This window comes from Rathayibacter sp. VKM Ac-2879, assembly GCF_015351245.1.
In the GTDB taxonomy this organism is placed as follows: domain Bacteria; phylum Actinomycetota; class Actinomycetes; order Actinomycetales; family Microbacteriaceae; genus Rathayibacter.
This window is the reverse complement of the sequence record NZ_JADKSO010000001.1, coordinates 377,888-398,903: the sequence shown is the minus strand read 5'-3', so window position 1 is coordinate 398,903 and position 21,016 is coordinate 377,888. Positions and strand designations below refer to the sequence as shown.

Sequence of the window (21,016 nt, the reverse complement as noted above, 5' to 3'; positions counted from 1 at the left end):
GAGGCCGGGCGCCCGCTAGTGGCCGCGGTCCTGCTCGTCGATGTCGGCGATCTCGGCGGCGTTCGGCGTGAAGGTCAGCGAGAACATCGCGATCGCGACGAGGACGACGATGAAGGTGATGCCCAGCGCGACCAGCGCCACCACGGGCTCGCGGGTCGAGAGCAGCACGACGAGTCCGACGAACACGGCGAGGACCGCCGAGAAGCCGATGAGCTCGAGCGGCCGGAGGCGGTCCTTCCGCGTGGGCTGGAAGGTGCGCGGAGTGAGGTCGCGCGACTCGGCGGGGGTCTGCGACTCGGCAGGGGTCTGCGACTCGGCGGGGGCCTGGCTTTCGGGGTTCTGGCCTTCGGCGGTCATCGGTCTCCTCCGGAGGTGGGGGTCGTGCGTGCGGCGGGGTCAGCGACGGCCGCCCACTTGAGCGAGAAGGCCGCGATGGCGAGGTAGACGCCGAGCATCACCGCATAGGCACCGAGGAGCCCCACCGTGACCACGGGGTGCGGAGGCAGCAGCGCGAACGCGGCGCCGAGGAGCATGGTGCCCACTCCGACGACCACGCGGTCGCGGGCCGCGAGGCCCGAGCCGCGACGTCCGCTCGCGAACTCGAGGAACCCCGAGACGAGCCCCCAGCCCGCGACGAGCGCCACGAAGGCGAGGAGGGTCGCGACCGGCAGCGCGAAGAACGCCGCCATCCCGACGACCACCGTCAGCGCTGCCGCGCCGACCCCGAGCGAGCGAGCCCTGCCCGAGAGGGTGCGCACGGCGTTCACGATCGCGACGGCACCGCTCGCGATCGCGAAGCCTCCGAAGACCGTGAGGCCGAGCGCGGGCCCGTGGTCGGGTGAGAAGGTGACGACTGCACCGGCGGCCGCAGCGACGATCGCGCGTGCGAGGGGCAGGGCCCACAGACGGCTGGCGGAGTCGGCGGCGTGGGCCACGGGCGAGCCTCTCTGGTGGTGCGGTCGGTCGGAGTCGCGGAGCGGGAGCGGGCCGAGCGACGCCGCCTGGTCCGACGATGCGCCGGCGCACGTTCCGTGCGGAGCCGGCCCCTGCGGGCGGACCGTCTGATTTTACGCCCACCGGAGGCGGCGCCGGGCCGCCAAGCGCCGGGCTCGCTGCGATGCTCGGCCATCGCGCAGCCGGACGGGACGGAGTCGCCTGTTTCGGCGGGGTAAAACCTCGCCTCGGCGGGGGACGTGGACTCGTTGCGCTCAGGAAGCGCTCGCTATCGTGGGGACATTCCCTCTCTGCGTCTCCCCGACGCACTGCCCCCAGGCTCAGAACGCGCATCCCCGGCGGTTCTGCTCCGCTCGACCCTGGAGACGATGCTGTGAACGGACTGGATCTCGCGATCCTCGCCCAGCGAGCCCGCGATCTGGCCTTCAGCAAGCTGGTCGCCGGTGGCTTCCACCGCTTCGGCCGAGGCTCGCGGATCTGCCTGCCGTTCAGGATCGGAGCGGGCCAGGGCAAGCGGATCTCGATCGGGGACAACGTCCTGATTAGCGCGAACTGCATGCTGATGGTCCCCTCGGAGGACGCGCCGACCCCTGCCCTCATCATCGGCGACCGGGTCCGCATGAACATGACGGCGATCAGCGCCGTGCGCAGCGTGGTCATCGAGGACGGCGTGGGTATCGCCAGAGGCGTGTACATCTCGGACCACTCGCACGGCTTCTCGGATCCGGAGACGTTCATCCGCGATCAGCCCGTCGACCGCATTGCGCCCGTGCGGATCGGTCGCGGCGCGTGGATCGGCGAGAACGCCGTCATCATGCCCGGTGTCACCGTCGGTCGCGGGGCCGTCATCGGCGCCAACGCGGTGGTCCGCGAGGACGTGCCGGACTTCTCCGTCGCCGTCGGCGTTCCGGCGCGCGTCATCAGGACCTTCGCGTGAGGACACCCGCAGTGAGCGATTCGAACAAGGGCGGCGTTGTGCGCGACGTCATCTTCACCTTCTCCTACGAGACGTACACCGACGCCGCCCGCCGCGGCATGATGCGGCCGCCGGACCGCATCCTGACCTCGCTCATGGAGAGTCCGCAAGTGGGGCGCCTCATCGTGGCGAACCCTTACCGCTTCCTGCCGACGAGCGTCGTCCGCTCGGTGCTCGGTCGCGAGGTCGAGTTTCCCGCGACGCCCCGGCGCGTCCTGCACACACCGCTGCGTCTGCGCCGGAGCGATCCGACCGACGTCGCCGGCCTCGAGGCCGAGTACCGCGCGTACGACCGCGGGATCGCGCGTCTTGCCGACGAACTCGAGCTCGTGCGCCCGGTCGTGGTCACCACGAGCCCGGTCGTGGCGGGCTTCGCCCCGTTCGAATGGGCGGAGCACGTGATGTTCTTCGCTCGCGACGACTGGACGACGTCGACTCGCTGGCGCAGTCACTGGCCCGCTTTCCAGGAGGCGTACCGCCGCGTGGCCTCCAGTGGCCGCTCGGTCACCGCGGTCTCGCAAGAGATCATCGACCGCATCGCCCCGACCGGTCCGCATGCCGTGGTTCCCAACGGCGTCGCTCCTGAGGAGTGGGGCGGCCCCGTCCCCGACGCCCCCGAGTGGCTGCTGAGCATCCCCGGGCCTCGCGCTCTGCATGTCGGCACCCTCGACGACCGACTCGACGTGGAGGGGATCGTCGCGGTCGCGCAGGCGCATCCGCAGCTGCAGATCGTGCTGATGGGCCCACAGCCCGACCCCGGCTATCTCGCGCCGCTCGCCCCGTTCCCGAACGTGCACCTGCACCACTCGGTCGGTCGCCGCGAACTGGTCGCGACGATGCGCAACGTCGAACTCTGCCTGCTGGCCCATCGCCGCACGCCACTGACGGAGGCGATGAGCCCGCTGAAGCTGTACGAGTACGTCGCGAGCGGCAGTCCCGTGATCTCGGTCGATCTGCCGCCCATCCACGGCATCAGCGACCGGATCAGGATCGTCCCGACCATGGCGGAGTTCGCCGGAGTGATCGACGAGGCCCTTGCGGCGGGTCGCGCCTCCGAGAGCGAGCGCGTGGCGTGGGTGGAGGAGAACTCGTGGGCCTCGAGGCACCGGACGGTCCTCGACATCCTGCTCGATCGTGATGGCGCCCGCTCGCGGCTCGTTGCCGACATGTGACACATCGGAGACGCTTGAGTAAATCCCCCCAGTGGGGGGACCCTCCGAGTAGCCAACACCTGAGGGTCTGGTTATCGTAAAGGTGGCACTGCGGCCGGCCGCTTCCCTCCGGACCCGAGATCGGGCGACGCACAGTCTCCGATCGAACGGAGGGCGAGCACGCCCCGCGGCGCCCGCCCGCCAGCGTCGAACCCTGACGTCGCTCTTCGCGAACCCGCCCCGCTCGAAGCTCCACCCGAACCCGACCAGGACCCCCTATGACGCGCAGGACCGCTCCCGTCCCCCGCGCCCGCCCGCCGGAACCGCCGCCATCCGACGCCTCGGGAGCTCTCATCGCGCTCTGAGCGTCGCGGGATCGCCACGACCTTCCCTCCTTTCGAGCCGTCGGCTCCGAAGAGAGGAGGGGGCAGCGATCCCCTCTCAGCGACATCGCACCACCTCGCATTGCCGCCACATTCACATCCGCCGGTCGCGGAGCCCACGGGCCCGACCGGTCCGGGAGAGGGTCCCATGTCACAGTTTCTGTTCGTCTGCTCCGGCGGAGGGCATCTCAAGCAGCTGTTCACCCTCGCTCCCCGGTTCGGCATCGACCCGGCCGACCAGCACTGGGTGACCTTCGACAACGCGCTCAGCCGTTCGCTCCTCGGCGACCGTCGCGTCACCTTCAGCCGATTCGCGGCACCGCGGGAGGCTGTGGCGATCGGACAGAACGCGATGCTCGCGCACCGCATCCTCGCCCGCGGCGACTACGCGGCCGTTTTCAGCACGGGCTCGAGCCCTGCGGTGTCGTTCATGCCGGAGGCGTCGATGCGGGGCATCGAGTGCCACTACATCGAGAGCGCGGCGCGCGCCGACGGACCCTCGATCTCGGGGCGCATCGTCTCGCACTTTCCCGGGGTGAACACCTACACGCAATACCCCGTGTGGGCCGACGAGCGCTGGCACTTCGGCGGCTCGATCTTCGACGCCTTCGCCACCGGCCCTTCGAGGACGGTGCCCAGCATCCGCCGGGCCGTGATCTCGGTGGGCACGCAGGACCTCTATCCCTTCGATCGGCTCATCGCCGCCGCGGTGCCACTCCTGCGCGACGCCGAGGTGCTCTGGCAGACCGGCCTCGCGGACGTGACGCCCTACGAGATCGCCGCTCGCGCAAGTGTCCCCCACCACGAGCTTCAGCAGGCCGTGGAGGAGGCGGATGTCGTCATCGCACACGCCGGCACCGGCGCGGCCATCACGGCGATCGAGGCGGGGAAGGTGCCCATCCTCGTGCCGCGTCTCGCGGCCCACGGGGAGCACATCGACGACCACCAGATCCAGATCGCGCGAGAACTCGACCGTCGGGGGCTGGCGATCGCGGTGGCGCCGGACGAGCTCACCCCTGAGCTCCTGCTGCGTGCAGCGCGCCGAACCACCAGCCCTGTCGGAAAGATCGAGCCCTTCCAGTTCTCGCCGGCTCGAGTGCGTTCCGCGCGGTCGAACTTCGCCCCGTCGCGCAGCGAGCCCGGGCGGGCAGAGGCGATCTAACGGCGACGTCCTGGGGCATTGTTGTGCCTCTCGGAACGCGCTGGGCGGGCGTTGTGCTGAGTCTCCTCCTGTAAGGAGGGGTGTTCTTCAACGACCTGAAGCGCGGCAGCTGCACGTGCCGAGAACGGCGCTGCTGCCTTCACTCGTGCTCAGCTGGCGGACTTCGTCGCGGGATCCGTGCTGCCGACCGTCATCATGTCCGGCGACGCTATCGTCGGTTCAGCCTCTCTTCGAGTGAACTCCTACACGCAGACAGCGGAACTCGGGTACTGGATCGACGCTGCGACCGAGGGTCGCGGCGCCGTGACTGGTGCCTGCGCTGCGCTGCTGACAGAGGCCCCAAGCCGAGGAATCCGTCGAGTTGAGATTCGAACAGCGGTTGAGAACGAGCGCAGCTCGCGCGTTGCTGAGCGGCTCGGGTTCACTCGTGAAGGCGTCCTCGCCTCTGCGTTGCCTCGAGGAGACGAACGACTGGACGTGGCGGTCTACGGGCGTACGTTCGCCCGCTGACGTCTCGCCCGCCGTCCAGAGTGCAGCGGTGTGAGAACCCCGTCACGGGCCGCCGTGGGCCGCCCTTGGCCACGGTGACACGAAGCGATCGAAGAACGCCGCCACAGAGCGGGCAACGCGACACTGCGCCCCGGAGGAGGCATGGCGCGAAGTCCGGAACGCGGTCACGGACGGGCAGCGGGTCATGGTGCTCGCCGCCTGCACCGTCCATGTGCTCGACGGGATCGACGCGACCATCTGGAGCACCCGCACCTGCACGGCGACGCGCTCACCGTGGCCGTCACCGCACAACACGGGCACGCCGACGACGCGCCGAAGCGCGTCCGTGACGCGGCGGGATCCCTGGTCGCGATCGGGCTACGCGGCGAGGCGTAGACGCGAGCGACCACCGCCCCTGCGACACGAAGCGATCACAGGACGCCGCCACAGAGAGAGCAACCTCACGCTCGGCACCTGGTCGACGGCGCGACGTCGGCCGGCGCTGCGTGAGTGCCCGGATAACGACCTCCATACGGACTCTGTGATGACGGCGACCAGCTGGGCGCTCGGCGCTGGCGAGACGACAGCAAGCGCTCGTTTGGCCGGTGTCGCCTCCAACGGGGGCCTGAGGATGACACGCGCCGGTTTGGAGAGGAGAAGTGCCATGGACGATGAACCACTGACCGTGTACTCCAAGGACGGATGTGTGCAGTGCACCGCGACGCTGCGAGCGCTCGACAACGCCGGCGTCGCATACCGGATGATCGACCTGGCCGGCGATCCAGTGGCGTTGCAGCACGTCAAGGAGTCGGGCTTCCTCCACGCGCCCGTCATCAAAGGCGCGGGTGATCCGTGGTCGGGTTTCCGACCCGATCGGATCGACGATCTGGTCAAGTCAAGGGCGGTGTGAGCGATGAGCACGACAGTGAGCTTCGCGACGATCCACACCACGCTCCCCTGCGGCGACGAGGACCACTACCGGCTCTCACAGAAGATCGAGGAACGCGACCAACAACTGCACGACTACGGCCGGCACGGGTACCGGCTCGCGAACACGGTGACGGTCAACGGAACCGAGTACGTGACCGTCATCGACACACTCACGAGAGAGGACGTCTGATGCTGCACGAGCACTCCCCTGCACCCGTTCTGCTGACCCCTGACGAGGCCGGGGGCACTCCTCGGCCGCGACGTGGCGGAGCTGCGTCGGTGGCGTGGCCAGGACGTCGGGCCAACGTTCCACAACCTCGGCCGCGGACTGATCCGCTACGCCCGCGAGTCCGTGCTCGAGGCGGCGGCATCGACGCGTTGAGCGTGCAGGCTGGCGAAGGTTACCTCACGCGTTGGGCCACGCTCTCAGCCGCTCGACAACCTCGACAGGCGGCCGAGGTGTCGGCTCGTTCTCGGCGACTGCTACCCAGACGATGCCGTAACCATCCGGACGACTGGTCCTCGCGGCGGCACCGATCGGCTCGGCAAGATTAATCGCGATGTCCCGCGCGTACCCCTCTAGGGTGCCGTCAGCCGCATTTGCAGTGAATTGGAATCTGTGGCCCAGGGTCACGGTCGGGTCGATGGTGCGGCGGTACACGACGCAGGCCCCCGCCGGTCCGTCCGGCCAGGCGCCAAGGATCTGCACGTCGTCGGCCCAGTAGCGGGCGACGGCGTCAGTGATGTGACGAGTTAGGTCCATTTCTTCGATTCCTGAAAGCTGGAGACGTGGGGTCCTCACCCCACGTCTCCAGCCTGCCATCACGGCGCGGCAATCTCCTCGGGCAGAGGCCCGTAGGAGAACGCCACCTGCTCGACACCCGCCTCAATTGCTTCGTCGAGTGCCACTATCTCGTCGGAAGACAGGATCTCCGCCTGCTCGAACGATTCCTCCGCGTGCGAAATGCTCATCAGGATCTCCCTGCCCATCTACGAGTCTACGTCTTTGCTCAAAAAACTCGAGCGCAGGTTTTGAGTAAACAAGAGTTGAGGAGAGCCTCCTAGGCTGTGAATCGCGGTGATGAATGTCCAGATTTTCGCGCCACTCTGTGTCGGCTCGGACACCAACCGGGCAGACGCCAATACGCCTAAATGTGATAGTCGTCAGCGTTTCCGAGCATCCCCGTCAAGGGCCGCACGCGACGACAGCGAAGCTGAGGCAGGCGTCGCTGGCTCACGAGAATGCCGAGCACGACCACGACGGCACCTATCGGCTGATACCACGAGAGATCCTCGCCAAGGACGAGAATCCCGAGCGTGATCCCGATAACAGGCGCGACGTACGTGACAGTAGATGCGACAGTCGCACCCCAGGTGGCGACGATGCTCGCGTTCCACACATAGGCCAGGCCAGTGCCGAATGCTCCAAGAGCGAGCATCGACGCCACCATCGCTGGAGAGATCACGAACGGTTGGTTGGCGATGAATGGGCTGAGGATCACCATGACGATTGCCGCCATGCCCACTTGTGCAGTAGCAGTAGGGATTGCGGCGAGGTGTTGGGGAGAGACGAACCGGCGCATATACACGAATGCAATCCCGTAGCTGAGCGTCGCTCCAAGGCAAGCGAGATAGCCGAGCGGGCCGGTATCGCCATCGAATCCGCTGAATGGATCGAGAACGAGCAGGATGCCGATGAACCCCACGCCAAGCCCGCCCACTTTCCAACGGTCTGGACGCTCGGAAGGCAGCGCCAGCAGCGCGACAGCCATGGTCATCAACGGTGTCGTCGCGTTGATGATGCTGGCCACGCTTGACGGGACATGCTGCTGTGCCCACGCGAACAGCAAGAACGGCACCACACAGAGCAGCATCGCCACGACGAAGAGATGCGCCCAAATGCTCCGTCCGCGAGGCAGTCGTTGACGACTGACGAGGCAGACGCCCCCAAGGACCACCGCACCGATTACCACACGAGCGAACACCACTTGGGTCGGCGCGAGATCTTGCAACCCAACACCAACGAAGAAGAAGCTCGACCCCCAGACCAGAGCGAGCATCACATAGTAAATCAGCGTGCGGCGTGACACCACAGGTTCTCTCGAAACTTCAATCATGAACTCATCGTCGAGGACCACCCTTGACGACGCTCGCGGAAATCGGACAGCGCAGGCTGGCCCCAAGATTTCTCACGACCGAGCACCCAAGAGTCAGTCAGCGGTTTTCGGCTCTGAAGGTCGATTGCGGGCACGACGCAGCGGATCAAGCCTCGTTTACGCATAGACCGTTTCTCGACTGAGCCCGCACTGCCTAGCCGGGGTTGCTTTCGGGACGCCAGCGTTGGCCTGTGAATCGGCCTGACTTTCGTTCCGTTCTCACGACGCGCTCCGATAAGACGACGGTGCTGCCGAGCGATCTCGTGAATCGCCGTTTCGCAGCACCGGCACCCAGACGGCTCTGGGAGCGCAAAAAGCCGTCGCCGTCGCGCTGAAGCCGGTCTATCAAGCACCGACCGCGGACGCCGCCAAGACCGCATTGGAGGCGTTCACTGCGTCGGAACTGGGCGCGCGAACCCGCACGCGGCGGCGGTGTTCGAGAGCGCGGGAGGAGCAGTTCACGCCCTTCCTCGCGTTCCCGCCCGAGGTCCGCCGGGTGATCTATACGACCAACGCGATCAAATCGCCAAACGAATCCGACGCTACCTCTAACCCCCGAGGACCACGCACTTACACACACAACTTGACAGGCTCGTTCGCGGTCGGCCAGGACACGCGGAAGAACGCCGCTGCCGCGGCGATCGTCCAGCCGTCCTCGACGACGAGCCTGCCAATGCGTTCGCGGTGCCGCGGAGCGAGAGCGGCGTGAGCGTGGGACACGAGGACCTCCTGGTGGGAGTCGAAGCGGTAGCAGCTCCACTCTCAACCGGGAGATCCTCGCCCCGTTTCAACGACTACAGCGAATCGTCACACCTCAACCAACATCCCTGGACAGAACACCTAGGCAGTGCGGGATCAGTCGAGAAACGGTCTATGCGAAACGAGGCTTGATCTGCTGCGTCGTGCCCGCAATCGACCTTCAGAGTCGAAAACCGCTGACTGGCTCTTGGGTGCTCCGTCGTGAGAAATCTTGGGGCCAGCCTGCGCTGTCCGATTTCCGCGAGCGTCGTCAAGAGTGGTCCTCGACGAGCCGAAACTGGTCGGTCGTGGCAGGTCGCGGGCTAGCCTGCTGACTCGGCCCGCAATCCCGCCATCAGCAGATCGAGCAGGCGCGCGGCGAGCTCGAGGTCGCGCTCGTTCTCGGTGATGAGGGTGATCCCGCCCAGCGCCATCATCACGTCGTCGGCGGCCACGTCGTCCCGGAGCGCCCCGTCTGCGATGCCCGCGCCGAGCAGGGTGGCGATCGCGGTCCGGAGCAGGTCGCGGCTGCTGCCGCGAAGTCCCTCGCGGGCGGCGAGGATGCGCGGCAGCGCCTCGACCATGCCGTGCTTGGTCGTCATGTAGTCGACGAACCCGTCCATCCACTGCCGGAGGGCGTGGGAGGCCGCGGTCTTTTCGAGCAGGGCATCGGCCTGTCGGCACAGGCGTGCGGTCTGGTCGCGGTAGGTCGCCTCGATCAGGTCCTCGCGCGTGGGGAACCGGCGGTAGAGGGTCCCGATCCCGACCCCGGCCTCCTGGGCGATCGCCTTGAGCGACGTGTCGGCGCCTTCGCGGGCGAAGGCCGCCGCCGCCGCCTCGAGGATTCGGTCGTGATTCTGCTGCGCATCTGCGCGAAGGGTTCGGGTGTCGGTCATTCCACAAGGCTCCTTGTAAACGGAGCCCGCTCCACTTACGGTGAGATGTAAGCGGACCCGGCTCCGTTTAAGAGTCTACGTGACTGAAAGGAACTTAACAATGACCAACAGCATCACAACCCTCTTCGGGGCGACCAGCACCGCAGACGAGGTGATCGCCGGGATCGACTTGACCGGCAACCGCGCCATCGTGACCGGCGGCGCGTCCGGCCTCGGCGAGGAGACGGCACGGGTGCTCGCGAAGGCGGGCGCCGATGTGACGATCGCCGCCCGCAACCTGGAGGCGGCCGAGAAGGCCGCCGCCACGATCACCGCGTCGACCAGCAACGCGAACGTGCATGCCGCGCTGCTCGACCTCGCCGACCAGTCGTCGGTGGAGGCCTTCGTGGCCGCCTGGACCGGACCGCTCGACATCCTCGTCGACAACGCCGGCGTCATGGCCAACCCCGAGACGCGCACCGCCGAGGGCTGGGAACTCCAGTTCGCCACCAACCATCTCGGCCACTTCGCGCTGACCGTCGGCCTGCACGACGCGCTCACCGCGGCGGGCCACGCCCGGGTGGTCGTGCTCAGCTCGGTCGGCCATGTCAACGGCCCGGTGCGGTTCGAGGACCTCGACTTCACGAACGAGCCGTACGACCCGTGGCTGGCCTACGCGCAGTCCAAGACGGCCAACATCCTGTTCGCCGTGGAGGCCGGCAAGCGCTGGGCGAAGGACGGCATCGCCGTCAACGCCCTGAACCCGGGCCGGATCGCGGACACCAACCTAGGGCGCCACATCCAGACCCCGCCGGCGTCCTTCGACCCCAAGGGCAGCACGGGCGTCTCGGTCAAGAATACCCAGCAGGGCGCGGCCACCTCGACGCTGCTCGCGGCATCCCCGCTGGTCGAGGGTGTCACGAGCACGTACTTCGAGGACTGCCAGCAGGCCGAGCCGTTCGTCGAGGGTGTGCGTCGCGGCGTGAAGGACTACGCCCTCGACCCCGAGAACGCACGCAAGCTCTGGGAGGTCTCCGTCGAGCGCACCGGAGTCGACGCGTGAGCGGCGAACGTGACGGAACACACGCCGTCATCACCGAAGGTGGCCCGGCGTCGGACGCGCAATCACCATGGCACTGGCCGCAGCGGGCAGCACCGTGACCGTGGCCGGGCGGACTCAGGCGACATTCGACGAGACCGTTGCGACCATCGGGGCCGCCGGCTGCGCGACTGTCGGCGACAGCATGCCCCTGACGAAGCTCGGCCATGTCGAAAACGATGGATTCTGGCGACGTCCGCGGAGCGCGCAGCAATATTCGCCGAAAATGTGGATCAGAACCTGGGATCGGCGGCCGGTTTTGGTGGGTCTGGTGACTGACGCGAAGACTGCCCGGGAGATCCGAAGTGATTGCGAATATGGCGAGTGCGGTCCCTCCGAGGAAAGTGACGAGCGAGCCGACGAACAGGACGATCGTTTTTGGCAGTCAGGCGTTGAGGGATATCACCGTTTCGAGGATGACCACGGCGGCGAGCACGAGGTAGACGCCCGCAGCGAGGTAGTGGAGCACCGACGTTGCACGCTGTGACCCGGTGAAGCGGGCGTGAAGCGAGCCGGCCATCAGTCCCACGGCGCCGTAAAGGAGCACTTCGGCAACAACATTCACCGCCCCGAGGAGGGCGAGCTGAGCGGTCGGGTTGGTCGCGTTGCCAAGAAATTGGGGGAGCACGGCTAGGAAGAACAGCATCACTTTCGGATTGGTGAGGCTGATGGTGACGCCGCGCATGTACCAGCGGCCGGCGGGTAGAGCGCGATTCTCGTCCTCGTCGGCGCGACGAGTGCTCCTGACCGTTGAGAAGGCGAGCCATAGGAGATAACCAGCGCCGAGCAGTTTCAGGACGACGAGGACGACGGGGAAGGAACGAATGAGTTCCCCGACCCCGACCACAACTGCGGCGGCGTAGACGCCCATCCCGGTGCCGATACCCAGGATGGCCTTTACCGCGGCTCGACGCCCGCCCTGCAAGCCCACCGCGATCATGTACGCCATGTCTGGCCCGGGAGGGATCAGGAAGAGGAGGATGACCCCGATGAAGGCGGCAGCACCGTGACGTCGACCACGCGACCGCCTCTCGTCTCGACCGAATGTAGTGTAGCCCAGAGACATTGCTCGCCCTGTGTTCCCCGTCCATGCGCCCGCCGAAAACTATCGTTTCCGGGAGGCCGAAGACGATCAGGCGTAGAGCGTTTGGCCTTGCTGGGTGTCAAAGTATTCGCGAACCTCAAAGATCCTGTCGCCGCTAATGATGAAGTTCGCCATGTAGCTATTCGTGTAGGTGCGTCCGTCCACGATTGTCGCTTCAGTCTCCCATTCGACGATCGCGTTATTCTCGCCGTACGTCAGACTGAGCATTTTCGTTGACATCGATCCGGGCACCATCCGTCGTGTTGCGATGGGGAAGAATTCTTCGACGATGGCGCGGGCCCCACTCCACGTCCCCGAGTTGGGTAGTTGTCCGGGAGCGGTCCACACGGCGTCCTCGGTGAAGCAACGCACGAGACGGGTCTCGTCGCCTGAGGCGAGCGCGGCAAAGTAGCTCTGCATGGCGGATTGTGGGTGGCTCGGTGTGGTCATGAGGTCACTGTAGTGACGACGCTGATCGGCTCCGGAAACGATCAGTTTCGAGCTATTGCGGAAACCTACAACTCGCGCGGCCGGACCGCTACTCTGATGCCGTGCGTCGAATGACTTCCTCCTGGTGGCCGCGGTAGCGGCCCTCGACACACACGTCCACGGCTGCTCGGCAGCCGTCACACCGGACGACTAGCGCGCAGCCCACCCACAAAGGCTGCTCCATGTCTCACACCACACGACCGCTCACACTGAGTGACGCCGGCCAACTCCTCACACTGCAACGAGCCGCGTACGCCTCGGAGGCGCAGATATATCGCGACCCGTTCCTGCCAGCACTCACTCAGACCCTCGACGAGCTGCGCGCCGAGCTGGCAGGCCCAGCGCTCGGCATCGACGCGGAGGGACGATTACTCGGCGCCGTTCGGTGGACTGTCGACGGTGACACCGCGCACATCGGCCGCCTCGTCGTCGCCCCCGACCTGCAAGGAAAGGGCATCGGTACCGCGCTTCTTCGCAGCGCCGAACAAGCAAGTGGCGCGGCCCGGTTTGAGCTATTCACCGGACACCTCAGCGAGGCCAATATCCGCCTGTACGAACGCGAGAGCTACACCCGCACGCGGCAGGTCGCTCTCCAGCCGGGAGTCGAGCTGGTCCATATGGAGAAGTCGGTTGGATAGCTCCCAGAACCCCGGCCCGAAACCTATCGGGCCGTAACCGGGTTTCGATACGAACCACGATTACGGAACGGGATCAGGAGCGCGTCCCCACTGGCTCGAAAACGATTGTTTCTGAACTGCGCTCGGTCATGCGCTATAGCGAGCACCGCACACGTGGCTCGTATCGAAGCCACATTTCGGGAGGATCGGTTTCGGTCCCTACTTTCGATTCCGAATCACTGGGTCGAGCGCGCGCATGAGCTGGTGTGTATCAGAGGAGTGGCGTGGCATGTCGGGCAGCAAGGTCTGTCGCGAGTTCAACGATGCGTTGACGGGCCTGTTCGGGGGCCAGGACTGGTTCCCCCACTGTCATCGCTGGCGCGCCGACTCAGTATCGGAGTAGCTGACCGCCAAGAGCCGCCATTTCGTGACTGAGCTGCATAGCCGGCTATCGGGTTTCGAGGGCGAGGCGGCCGGCGAGCAGGACGTAGGTCGCGGCGAAGGTGCGGCGCAGCCACGCCATGACCTTCGGGCGGGTGATGACCTGGTTGCGCATCGTCGCGGCGAACACCCCGTAGAGAGCGAACACGACGAACGTCAGCACCATGAAGACCAGGCTCAGCCCGACCATGTGCCAGGTGCCATTGACCTCGCCCGCGGGGACGAACTGGGGCAGGAACGCGAAGAAGAAGATCGTCAGCTTCGGGTTGAGGAGGTTGATCAGGATGGCGGTGCGAATCACGCGCCAGAACGATGCTGGAGCTGTGTCGGCGTCGACGTCGATCAGGGACTTGTCGCGGAAGGTCTTCCACGCCAGGTAGAGCAGGTAGGCGACTCCGAGCCACTTGATTGTCTGGAACGCGATTGCGGAGGCGTTCAGGATCGCGAGCCCCGTGATCGCGGCGACCATGTGCGGGATGACACCGAGGGTGCAGCCGAACGCGGCCACGATCCCGGCCTTGGCGCCGCGGGAGAGGCCGGCGGCGATGGAGAACACCGCTCCTGTGCCGGGGGTGGCGACCACCACGAGGGTGGTCAGCAGGAATGCAATGCTCATCGTCGTCCTTTGAGAGTCGTTGCTTCCGCACAGTACCGCGTCCGCGTCACGCCGACGCTTCCGATCGAACGAACTCGCGCCGTAGCCGCTCGCAGAGATCGATAGGATCGCCGACTTCTGCGGTCAGGCGTCGACAGGGTAGCCGCGGTCGATTACGACGTTCTTCATGACGAGGGTCGATGTGAGCCTCTGCACGCCGGGCAGGGTGGCGAGGGTGTTGTCTTCGAGTTGTGCGTAGGCGTCGAGGTCGACGGTGCGAATGCGGAGGAGGTAGTCGGGGTCGCCGAAGAGCCGTTGCGCTTGAAGGACGTTGGGTATCTGGGCTACCGCAGCTTCGAACGACAGGAGGGTGTCGCGGTCTTCTTGCTTCATCGTGACGAACACGAGGGCCTCGAACGCCAGGCCCACCGCTGCCGGGTTGACGATCGCGCGGTATCCGACGATCGCCCCGGAGCGTTCCAGATCGCGCACGCGACGGTGCGCGGGTGACAGTGTCAGGCCGACGCGGGAGGCGAGATCGGTGAGGCTCAACCGTCCATCGTCTTGAAGCTCCGCAAGAATCTTCCGGTCTAGAGCGTCCATAGTTCAGTATCTCCTCTCCGTCACGGCTTGCGCGCTGACATTGAGGAGCACCTGTCGGACAGATCCTTCTACCTTTCCAGCAGGAGGAATCATGGACCCTGTTCTTGTTGCCGCGTTTGCTGGTGTCGCGCTCACGCTCATTGCAGTTCCCGGACCTGACTGGGCGTTCATTCTGGCGGCCGGCGCCCGGGACCACGTCGTGATCCCGGCCGTTGCCGGCTTGGTGATCGGGTACACGCTCATCACTGGCGCTGTCGTCGTCGGTGTCGGGCCACTCGTCGCTGCGTGGCCGGCGGCGCTGTTCGTCCTCACCCTCCTTGGAGCCGCCTATTTGATCTACCTGGGCGTGACCATCCTTCGCTCACCCGGCCGCATCAGTCAGACGAGCGACGTGAACGCTCGACGAGGAAGTGGTGCGATTCTGGTTCGTGGCATCGGAGTGAGTGCCCTCAATCCCAAGGGTCTGCTGATCTTCTTGGCGATCCTGCCTCAGTTCACTCGCCCTGAGGCGAGCTTGCCGCTCGCCGTGCAGCTCGCCGCGCTCGGCGGAGTGTTCACCGCCATCTGCGCCCTGTTCTACCTCGCTCTTGGTTTCGCTGCCGACCGCATTCTCGGGCCGAGCCCGCGCGTCGCTCGGACCACGACGCGTGTTGCAGGCGCAACCATGATCCTGGTTGGACTCGTTCTCATCGCGGAGCGGGTCATCGAACTCGTCGCTACCCGGTTGTAAGTTTCCGCAATCGCTCGAAACTGAGCGTTTGCGACTCGGCCGCGGGTGGGTGACTTGCCGGGCGATACTGGCCTTCTCTGTGTGATTTGACCTAACGGAGGGCCAGACGAGTCTGGGTGTGCGTTGCTCCTCCATCGTTCTTCAGGCCGCGCAGGAGCCTATCGAGAGCGCCCGTGCCGGTGACTAAGGTGAACGAGGTAGTCGTAGGCTCCCGTGACGTGAACGGCGTCTCTGATGTCAGGGATGCGACGGGTCCACGTCAGAAAGTCCTCTGAGTTGCGCCCAGGGTCGAGGCGCACGTCGATGAACGCCTCGAGCCCCTCCGCGCTCTGCGATGAGCGCCGTCCAGGTCGTCCAATGAACGACCGTTCATGTCGTCTGGAAGCTCCGGGCGACGGGAGGGCCACCGAAAGCCGCGACCAGTTCTGCTCGAGAGGGGTGACGTCGAGCCGGCGTCAGCGTGCGCCGGCGAGCAGCGCCGTCCAGGCGATGTCGGCCAGCTTCGCCTGACCCTGCCGCGACGGGTGGAAGTGGTCGACATCCGAGATGTCGTCCGTCGTCACGTCGAGGTCGTGCAGCGCCCCGCCGTCGTAGACGCAGTGCGCGGTGGCCGCGCAGGCCTCGCCGAGGATCGCGTTGTACGCGTCGATCGTGGTGCCCACGGTGTTCCGGCGAGCGACCGAGTCGGCGTCGTCAGAGGTGGGGTCGAAGAGGAGGGAGTTGCAGTTCGAGCTGCCCGCCCAGCGCGCCACGGCTTCAGAATCGGTGCGCTCCGTCTGGAAGAACTCGAGCAGGTTCGGCACGGACGAGACGAAGATCGTCGCCTCGGGCGCACCGCTCGAGAGGGTGGAGAGGGTCTTCACGATCGACGCCCGGAAGTCGTCGGGCGTGGTGATGTCGCTACTGCGCTTGCGGCAGACATCGTTCGCTCCGATGAGGATCGTCACCAGGCCGGGAGAGGCGGCGACCGCCTTCTCGGCCTGCGCGGGCAGGTCGGAGGCGGTGGCGCCCTTGGCGGCGACGTTCGTGATCTCGGGGACGGCGTTGACCGCCTCCCCCGCGCGGCGTGCGACGGAGTCAACGCTCTCGTCGGCCCCGGTGGTCCAGGAGGCGCTCGGGCACGGCTTGTTCTGTCCGCACGCGGCGACGCCGGCCGAGATCGAGTCGCCCAGAGCTGCGATGGAGCCCGCCTGGAAAGGCAGCGGTCCGCTCGGCGGGGATGTCTCGACCGGGCCCGGGCCGGGGGTGCAGCCCGCCAGCATCGCGACGGCCAGGGCGGCGACGACCCCGAGACGGACGGAACGGGAGCGGATCATGCTGCGCCTCCTTCAGTGGCGGGACGAGTGGGGGCGGTGGAGCCGGCGGTACCAGCCCCACCCGCGGGACGTCGGGGCTTCCGCACCTGCTTCACGAAGGCGAGGATCTGCTGCAGATCGCGGCGGTAGGCGGGCAGCGCCATCGCGAGGGCGAGGGGCACGAGCGAGGCGAGCCCCCCGACGATCAGGTGCAGGATGGCGGGCAGCCCGAGGCCGCCGACCGCCCATGCCGCCGCGTACATGAACGGCACGACGAGCGCGGGACGCAGGACGGGGACGATCACGTCGGACCCGCGGACGAAGGTGCCGCGGATGGCGAGCCAGAAGCCCGGCACGAGGAGCGCGAGGGTGGTGAGTCCGTAGAGCAGCGCGAGGCCCTCGACGCCGTTCCACCACAGACCCACCACGAACGACGCGATCACGAGCGGTCGCGTCACGACGTAATAGACGAGTTGGCGGTGTACACGGCCGAGCGAGATGTAGATCCAGCCCTGCACGTTACCGATACCCTGCGCGATGCCGGCGATGGAGAGCAGCGAGAGGATCGTCGCCGAAGACGACCACTGGGCTCCGAGCAGTAGCTCGACCAGGGGCCCGGAGAGCGCCGAGAGCACACCGAAGGTCGGGAGCGTCAGGTAGCCGATCACGAGGAGCGCGCCGCGGACATAGCGGCGATAGCGCGCGCCATCGTCCTGGAGCGAGCTCAGGACCGGCAGTGCGACGCGGCCCAACGGCCCGTTGAGCTGCTGCAAGGGAAGGAGGAAGAGCGAGTAGGCGCGAGTGTATTGGCCGAGCACCCCGGCGCCGAGCTGTGCACCGATGAGCACGTTGTCGACGTTGCGGGCGAAGTAGTTGAGCAGCTGGACCCCGAAGATGCTGCCGCCGGTAGTGACGAGCGGGATGACCTCGCGCGAGATGCGCGGGCGCCCGAAGCTCGGCCGGGCGGCGACCCAGAGGGCGACGAAGCGATAGAGGAGCGCCCCGCCCTGCAGCACCACGAGCGACCACACGCCCCACCCGAGGAACGCGGCGAGGATCGAGCCGACGACTCCGACGAGCATCGAGACCACGTCGATGCGCGCCATGAGGCCGAACCGCATCTCCTTCTGCACGCGTGCCTGTAGCGGCATGCACAGGCTGTTGACGAGGAGGGTCGGCGCCACGGCGATCGTCAGGACGATCAGCTGCTCCTCCTGGTAGATGCCGGCGATGAGCCAGGCGGAGGCAGCGATCACGAGCGTGCCCGTCACACCCAGCGCGACCGAAAGCCAGAGCACCGAGCGCCACACCGTGTCACTCATCTTCTTCGCCTGGATGATCGCGCCGGTGAGGCCGAAGTCGCGTACGAGGTCGGCGACGCCGACGATCGCGGTGACCGCCGCGAGCAGACCGAAGTCGGAGGGAGAGAGCAGACGCGCGAGGACGACCGTCGAGAGCAGCTGGATCGCGGTCTTGCCCCAGAGTCCGCCGAGGGTCTGGATCACTCCGCGGCTCGCCTTGTGGCCGAGGTCGGAGCGGCCGGGGGGCAGGTTCGGTCCGTCGCCGACGGTGGGCGACTGCGCGATGGCGTCGCTCGCGAGAGTCTCGGTGGTGTGCGCGGTGTCGTCGATCGCGGCCTCGATCTGCCCGTCACTCGCTCGACGCGAGCCAGCGGAGCCCGAGCCGGCGGCCTGAACCGGACCCGAGGAGGAGTCACGCGATGCCGTCATCGGCGCGTCGTCTCGTCGCGGTTCCATGCGGGTACGCCTCCTCGAGCGATGATCGACCGCGCCTCGAGGCGCGGTCGCAGATAGCCGTAGCAGTAGAAGGGGAACGCCGGCCAGAGCGCCGGCCTCCGCAGGACCCTCCGAAGCAGGGCCGCCGGTCCCCCTCCCCCGTTCTCGGCGGGTACGAGCCCGGAGGCGGCGAGCTGCGCGTTGCCGATCGCGATGCGGACCGTGCGTTTGATCTGGCTGCGCATCCGCCGCGGGGCCTTCACCGAGAAGCGATGACCCGCGAGAGTGAGGCGCTCCTCCGGTGTGAAGAGCTGCTGGACGAAGCGGTCGTCGGCGATCACCTCGGGGAACGCGCCGAAGCGAGCGCGGCCCTCGGCGGACAGGCCGTAGATCCCGGAACCGACCAGGCCGCTCGCGCGGTAGTCCGAGAGTTCCCAGATCGCGTAGTGGGCCCGCACCGGCCAGGAGGCGCCGTGGGTGTCGACGTGGAACTCGGGCGCCGCGGCGAGCGGGCCGCCCGGCTCGGCGAGGACGTCGCCGAGCGCGAGAAGGGTAGCCGCGCTCACGGTGACGTCGGCGTCGAGGTAGATCCGGGGGAGCACGGTGGCGAGCGCGTCGGCGGCGTTGAGGCCGGCGATCTTGGAGGCGCGCTCGGTCTCGGCCACGAGGATCGACGGATCGACGGATCGCGCGCGCGCGACCGTGTCGTCGGTGCAGCCGTTGGCGCCCACCACGATCTCGAGCCGCCCCTCAGGGTCGCCTTCGACGAGCGCGCTCAGGAGCCTCGCGATCACCGCCCCCTCGTCGTGCGCGGGGATGACCACGCTGACGCGGGCGCTCACGATTCGAGGGGCGCCGGCTTGCGGACGACGTGGTCGCTCCTGTGCGCGCCGATCGCCGGCCCAGTGGGCAGGTGGGGGCCGCCGCGGGTGAAGGCCGAGACGTGTCCCGCGTCCTCGGGAGCCAGGCGGCGGCGGGTCGCCTTGCGCGGGGCTTCCGTGAGCACCCACGCGCCGACGGCCAGGAAGATCCAGAACAGCATGAAGGCCTGGTAGAAACCGAACGCATCGTAGAAGTACGCCGCGATCGTGTAACCGACCAGAAGGACCGCGAGGGCGAACGCGAGGCTCGCGTACTGCGGAGTGCTCGTGCGCTTGAAGGAGTAGCGCAGCAGCATGACGATGGGCACGAGGAACAGGACGGTCAGGCCGATGACTCCCACCGCGCCGGCGTCCATCAGGGTGCCGAGCCACTGGTTGTCGAGGATGAACGCGTTGCGATCGACGCCGACGACGATGCGACTGCCCACTCCCGTGCCGAAGAACGGATGCTCACGCACGATCGCCATCGCCGGCTCGAGGTCGGCCAGGCGACCGGCGCCCGCCATGCCCGCCGAGGTGTACTGCGAGGCGATGAGCGCATCCGGGTCGAGGAACGAGCCGATCATGTCGGTCAGGATTTTCGGGACCAGGAGGAACCCGAGCCCGAGCACGGGGATCATCCCCAGGATCAGCCAGCCGCCGACCTTCGGCCGGAACAGCAGCGTCACGAGGAACATGACGCCGAGCGTGACGATCGCCGTCCGCGAGACCGCGGTGACGACTCCGAGCAAGAGCGCGAGGATCGCACCGTAGTAGACGATGCGCCGGTTGATCTCGTTGAACGGCCAGCGGGCCCACTTCGAGAGGTAGACCGCGACCGGGATCATCATGGTGAACATGACGGCCAGCGCGATCGGGTGCTGCGAGGAGCCGAAGGAACGGTAGCCGCCCGCGCGGTATGCGCTCTGGTCGCCACCGAGGCGCTCGAGCGGGAGGAACTTGTCGAGCATCGTGAAGACGTTCTGGTGGGTCGCGCGCTCGATGACCGCGAAGAACGCGACCACGACCGCCGACCAGACCAGGAAGGCCAGCGCCGCCTCGATGAGGCGCTCGTTGCGCAGCACGAGGCGGGCGACGAAGAACACCGAGAGCATCAGCAGATCGCTGATGACCGCGCCGGCGACGCCGCTGCCCAGACCGCCCTCGGAGATGTAGCCGACGTTCGCGGCGATCGAGAGGAGGCTCGTGGCCACCCAGATGCCCAAGGGCCAGCCGAACGCGGCGGGGCGCCAGACGAACGTCGGATCGATGAGCAGCGCGACGATCGCCGCGACGACCATCAACACGATCACGAGACGGTAGGGCTCCAGCGCGAAGCCGATGGGGATCGGCAGTGCGTAGTAGCGGACCGGGATGAACATGATCACCGCGAGCAGCACGATGAACGCGCCGGTCCAGTTGAAGACGAGCTTGCGCGTGAGATAGAGGAACGAGATCCCGAAGAGGACGGCGCCCGCGTAGAGCGGATTGAGGTAGTACACCGCCGCCACGGCGACGGCCGCGAGCAGCATGGTCGCGAGGGCGGAGTGCACCGTGAAGGTGCGCCGGACGAGGATCTCGCCCGCGTAGGGATCGTCGTTGCCGGGGACCCCGAGCGGGGCCCCCTTCACGGTCTGCGTGCTCATCTGAGGT

The 21,016-nt window shown here is 67.1% G+C and carries 25 protein-coding genes and 1 pseudogene; 10 read left to right on the top strand and 16 right to left on the bottom strand.

From position 1 onward, the window contains the following. Positions 1–15 precede the first annotated feature (15 nt). The gene (locus ITJ45_RS13930) at positions 16–357 is read right to left on the bottom strand and encodes a hypothetical protein (protein WP_228493405.1); all 342 of its coding nucleotides are present in this window, start codon (positions 355–357) and stop codon (positions 16–18) included. Further along, on the bottom strand, positions 354–935 hold the full coding sequence (locus ITJ45_RS01915; RefSeq protein ID WP_194607153.1) for a DUF308 domain-containing protein: 582 nt from the start codon (positions 933–935) through the stop codon (positions 354–356). Before ITJ45_RS01915 ends, ITJ45_RS13930 begins: the two co-directional genes overlap by 4 nt. 392 nt (positions 936–1,327) lie before the next feature. Here ITJ45_RS01915 and ITJ45_RS14275 point away from each other — a divergent pair, with 392 nt between their 5' ends. From ITJ45_RS14275 to ITJ45_RS01885, 6 genes are all read left to right on the top strand, one after another. Then, a complete protein-coding gene (locus ITJ45_RS14275; RefSeq protein ID WP_323742814.1) occupies positions 1,328–1,891 on the top strand; it encodes an acyltransferase in 564 nt (187 codons plus the stop codon). Positions 1,892–1,902: 11 nt separating this feature from the next. Further along, on the top strand, positions 1,903–3,102 hold the full coding sequence (locus tag ITJ45_RS01905) for a hypothetical protein (RefSeq protein ID WP_194607152.1): 1,200 nt from the start codon (positions 1,903–1,905) through the stop codon (positions 3,100–3,102). 510 nt (positions 3,103–3,612) lie between these two features. Next, on the top strand, positions 3,613–4,626 hold the full coding sequence (locus ITJ45_RS01900) for a glycosyltransferase (RefSeq protein WP_194607151.1): 1,014 nt from the start codon (positions 3,613–3,615) through the stop codon (positions 4,624–4,626). Between the two features lie 195 nt (positions 4,627–4,821). Next, entirely contained in the window at positions 4,822–5,136 is a 315-nt protein-coding gene (locus ITJ45_RS14395) for a GNAT family N-acetyltransferase (protein WP_416365267.1), read from the top strand. Between the two features lie 643 nt (positions 5,137–5,779). After that, positions 5,780–6,025: a glutaredoxin domain-containing protein gene (locus tag ITJ45_RS01890; protein ID WP_194607149.1), complete on the top strand. Its 246-nt coding sequence runs from the start codon at positions 5,780–5,782 to the stop codon at positions 6,023–6,025. Positions 6,026–6,028: 3 nt separating this feature from the next. Next, positions 6,029–6,235 (top strand): hypothetical protein, encoded by a 207-nt coding sequence (locus ITJ45_RS01885; protein ID WP_194607148.1) that lies wholly within the window; start codon positions 6,029–6,031, stop codon positions 6,233–6,235. A 216-nt stretch (positions 6,236–6,451) separates the two neighbouring features. Here the strand turns inward: ITJ45_RS01885 and ITJ45_RS01880 are convergent, their stop codons facing one another. The 3 genes from ITJ45_RS01880 to ITJ45_RS01870 form a co-directional block, all read right to left on the bottom strand. Then, positions 6,452–6,808 carry a hypothetical protein gene (locus ITJ45_RS01880; RefSeq protein WP_194607147.1) on the bottom strand — a complete coding sequence of 119 codons (357 nt, stop codon included), beginning with the start codon at positions 6,806–6,808 and terminating at the stop codon, positions 6,452–6,454. 59 nt (positions 6,809–6,867) lie between these two features. Further along, positions 6,868–7,035: a hypothetical protein gene (locus ITJ45_RS01875; RefSeq protein ID WP_194607146.1), complete on the bottom strand. Its 168-nt coding sequence runs from the start codon at positions 7,033–7,035 to the stop codon at positions 6,868–6,870. Between the two features lie 158 nt (positions 7,036–7,193). After that, positions 7,194–8,183 carry a DMT family transporter gene (locus ITJ45_RS01870; protein ID WP_323742813.1) on the bottom strand — a complete coding sequence of 330 codons (990 nt, stop codon included), beginning with the start codon at positions 8,181–8,183 and terminating at the stop codon, positions 7,194–7,196. Positions 8,184–8,505: 322 nt separating this feature from the next. Between ITJ45_RS01870 and ITJ45_RS13920 the strand changes: the two are divergent. Further along, positions 8,506–8,733, top strand: a pseudogene (locus ITJ45_RS13920) (transposase); the annotation flags it as partial. A gap of 38 nt (positions 8,734–8,771) precedes the next feature. On the opposite strand, the gene ITJ45_RS13915 reads toward ITJ45_RS13920, so the two are convergent. After that, on the bottom strand, positions 8,772–8,921 hold the full coding sequence (locus ITJ45_RS13915; RefSeq protein WP_416365258.1) for a hypothetical protein: 150 nt from the start codon (positions 8,919–8,921) through the stop codon (positions 8,772–8,774). A 341-nt stretch (positions 8,922–9,262) separates the two neighbouring features. Next, positions 9,263–9,835, bottom strand: a complete 573-nt coding sequence (locus ITJ45_RS01860) for a TetR/AcrR family transcriptional regulator (protein ID WP_194607145.1) — start codon at positions 9,833–9,835, stop codon at positions 9,263–9,265. Between the two features lie 100 nt (positions 9,836–9,935). Here ITJ45_RS01860 and ITJ45_RS01855 point away from each other — a divergent pair, with 100 nt between their 5' ends. Next, on the top strand, positions 9,936–10,877 hold the full coding sequence (locus ITJ45_RS01855) for an SDR family NAD(P)-dependent oxidoreductase (protein WP_194607144.1): 942 nt from the start codon (positions 9,936–9,938) through the stop codon (positions 10,875–10,877). A 421-nt stretch (positions 10,878–11,298) separates the two neighbouring features. Here ITJ45_RS01855 and ITJ45_RS01850 read toward each other — a convergent pair whose 3' ends face one another. Together ITJ45_RS01850 and ITJ45_RS01845 are read right to left on the bottom strand one after the other, a co-directional pair. Next, positions 11,299–11,862: a LysE family translocator gene (locus ITJ45_RS01850; RefSeq protein WP_267238130.1), complete on the bottom strand. Its 564-nt coding sequence runs from the start codon at positions 11,860–11,862 to the stop codon at positions 11,299–11,301. 183 nt (positions 11,863–12,045) lie between these two features. After that, on the bottom strand, positions 12,046–12,447 hold the full coding sequence (locus tag ITJ45_RS01845; protein ID WP_194607143.1) for a nuclear transport factor 2 family protein: 402 nt from the start codon (positions 12,445–12,447) through the stop codon (positions 12,046–12,048). A 221-nt stretch (positions 12,448–12,668) separates the two neighbouring features. On the opposite strand from ITJ45_RS01845, the gene ITJ45_RS01840 reads away from it, so the two are divergent. Next, positions 12,669–13,124 (top strand): GNAT family N-acetyltransferase, encoded by a 456-nt coding sequence (locus ITJ45_RS01840; RefSeq protein ID WP_194607142.1) that lies wholly within the window; start codon positions 12,669–12,671, stop codon positions 13,122–13,124. A 427-nt stretch (positions 13,125–13,551) separates the two neighbouring features. On the opposite strand, the gene ITJ45_RS01835 is transcribed toward ITJ45_RS01840, so the two are convergent. Then, the gene (locus tag ITJ45_RS01835; RefSeq protein ID WP_194607141.1) at positions 13,552–14,160 is read right to left on the bottom strand and encodes a LysE family translocator; all 609 of its coding nucleotides are present in this window, start codon (positions 14,158–14,160) and stop codon (positions 13,552–13,554) included. Positions 14,161–14,283: 123 nt separating this feature from the next. After that, positions 14,284–14,742 (bottom strand): Lrp/AsnC family transcriptional regulator, encoded by a 459-nt coding sequence (locus ITJ45_RS01830; RefSeq protein WP_194607140.1) that lies wholly within the window; start codon positions 14,740–14,742, stop codon positions 14,284–14,286. A gap of 91 nt (positions 14,743–14,833) precedes the next feature. On the opposite strand from ITJ45_RS01830, the gene ITJ45_RS01825 reads away from it, so the two are divergent. Beyond that, positions 14,834–15,472, top strand: coding sequence for a LysE family translocator (locus tag ITJ45_RS01825; RefSeq protein ID WP_194607139.1), 639 nt, complete (start codon positions 14,834–14,836; stop codon positions 15,470–15,472). 158 nt (positions 15,473–15,630) lie between these two features. Here ITJ45_RS01825 and ITJ45_RS14390 read toward each other — a convergent pair whose 3' ends face one another. From ITJ45_RS14390 to ITJ45_RS01800, 5 genes are all read right to left on the bottom strand, one after another. Further along, on the bottom strand, positions 15,631–15,771 hold the full coding sequence (locus ITJ45_RS14390; protein ID WP_416365257.1) for an Lrp/AsnC ligand binding domain-containing protein: 141 nt from the start codon (positions 15,769–15,771) through the stop codon (positions 15,631–15,633). Positions 15,772–15,927: 156 nt separating this feature from the next. Beyond that, a complete protein-coding gene (locus ITJ45_RS01815) occupies positions 15,928–16,788 on the bottom strand; it encodes an SGNH/GDSL hydrolase family protein (RefSeq protein WP_194607138.1) in 861 nt (286 codons plus the stop codon). After that, positions 16,785–18,524 carry a lipopolysaccharide biosynthesis protein gene (locus tag ITJ45_RS01810; RefSeq protein WP_194607137.1) on the bottom strand — a complete coding sequence of 580 codons (1,740 nt, stop codon included), beginning with the start codon at positions 18,522–18,524 and terminating at the stop codon, positions 16,785–16,787. Before ITJ45_RS01810 ends, ITJ45_RS01815 begins: the two co-directional genes overlap by 4 nt. Next, positions 18,494–19,345, bottom strand: coding sequence for a glycosyltransferase (locus ITJ45_RS01805; RefSeq protein WP_194607136.1), 852 nt, complete (start codon positions 19,343–19,345; stop codon positions 18,494–18,496). Before ITJ45_RS01805 ends, ITJ45_RS01810 begins: the two co-directional genes overlap by 31 nt. After that, complete coding sequence (locus tag ITJ45_RS01800; protein WP_194607135.1) at positions 19,342–21,009, bottom strand: O-antigen ligase family protein; 1,668 nt, start codon at positions 21,007–21,009, stop codon at positions 19,342–19,344. The genes ITJ45_RS01805 and ITJ45_RS01800 overlap by 4 nt, the downstream gene beginning before the upstream one ends. Between the last annotated feature and the right edge of the window lie 7 nt (positions 21,010–21,016).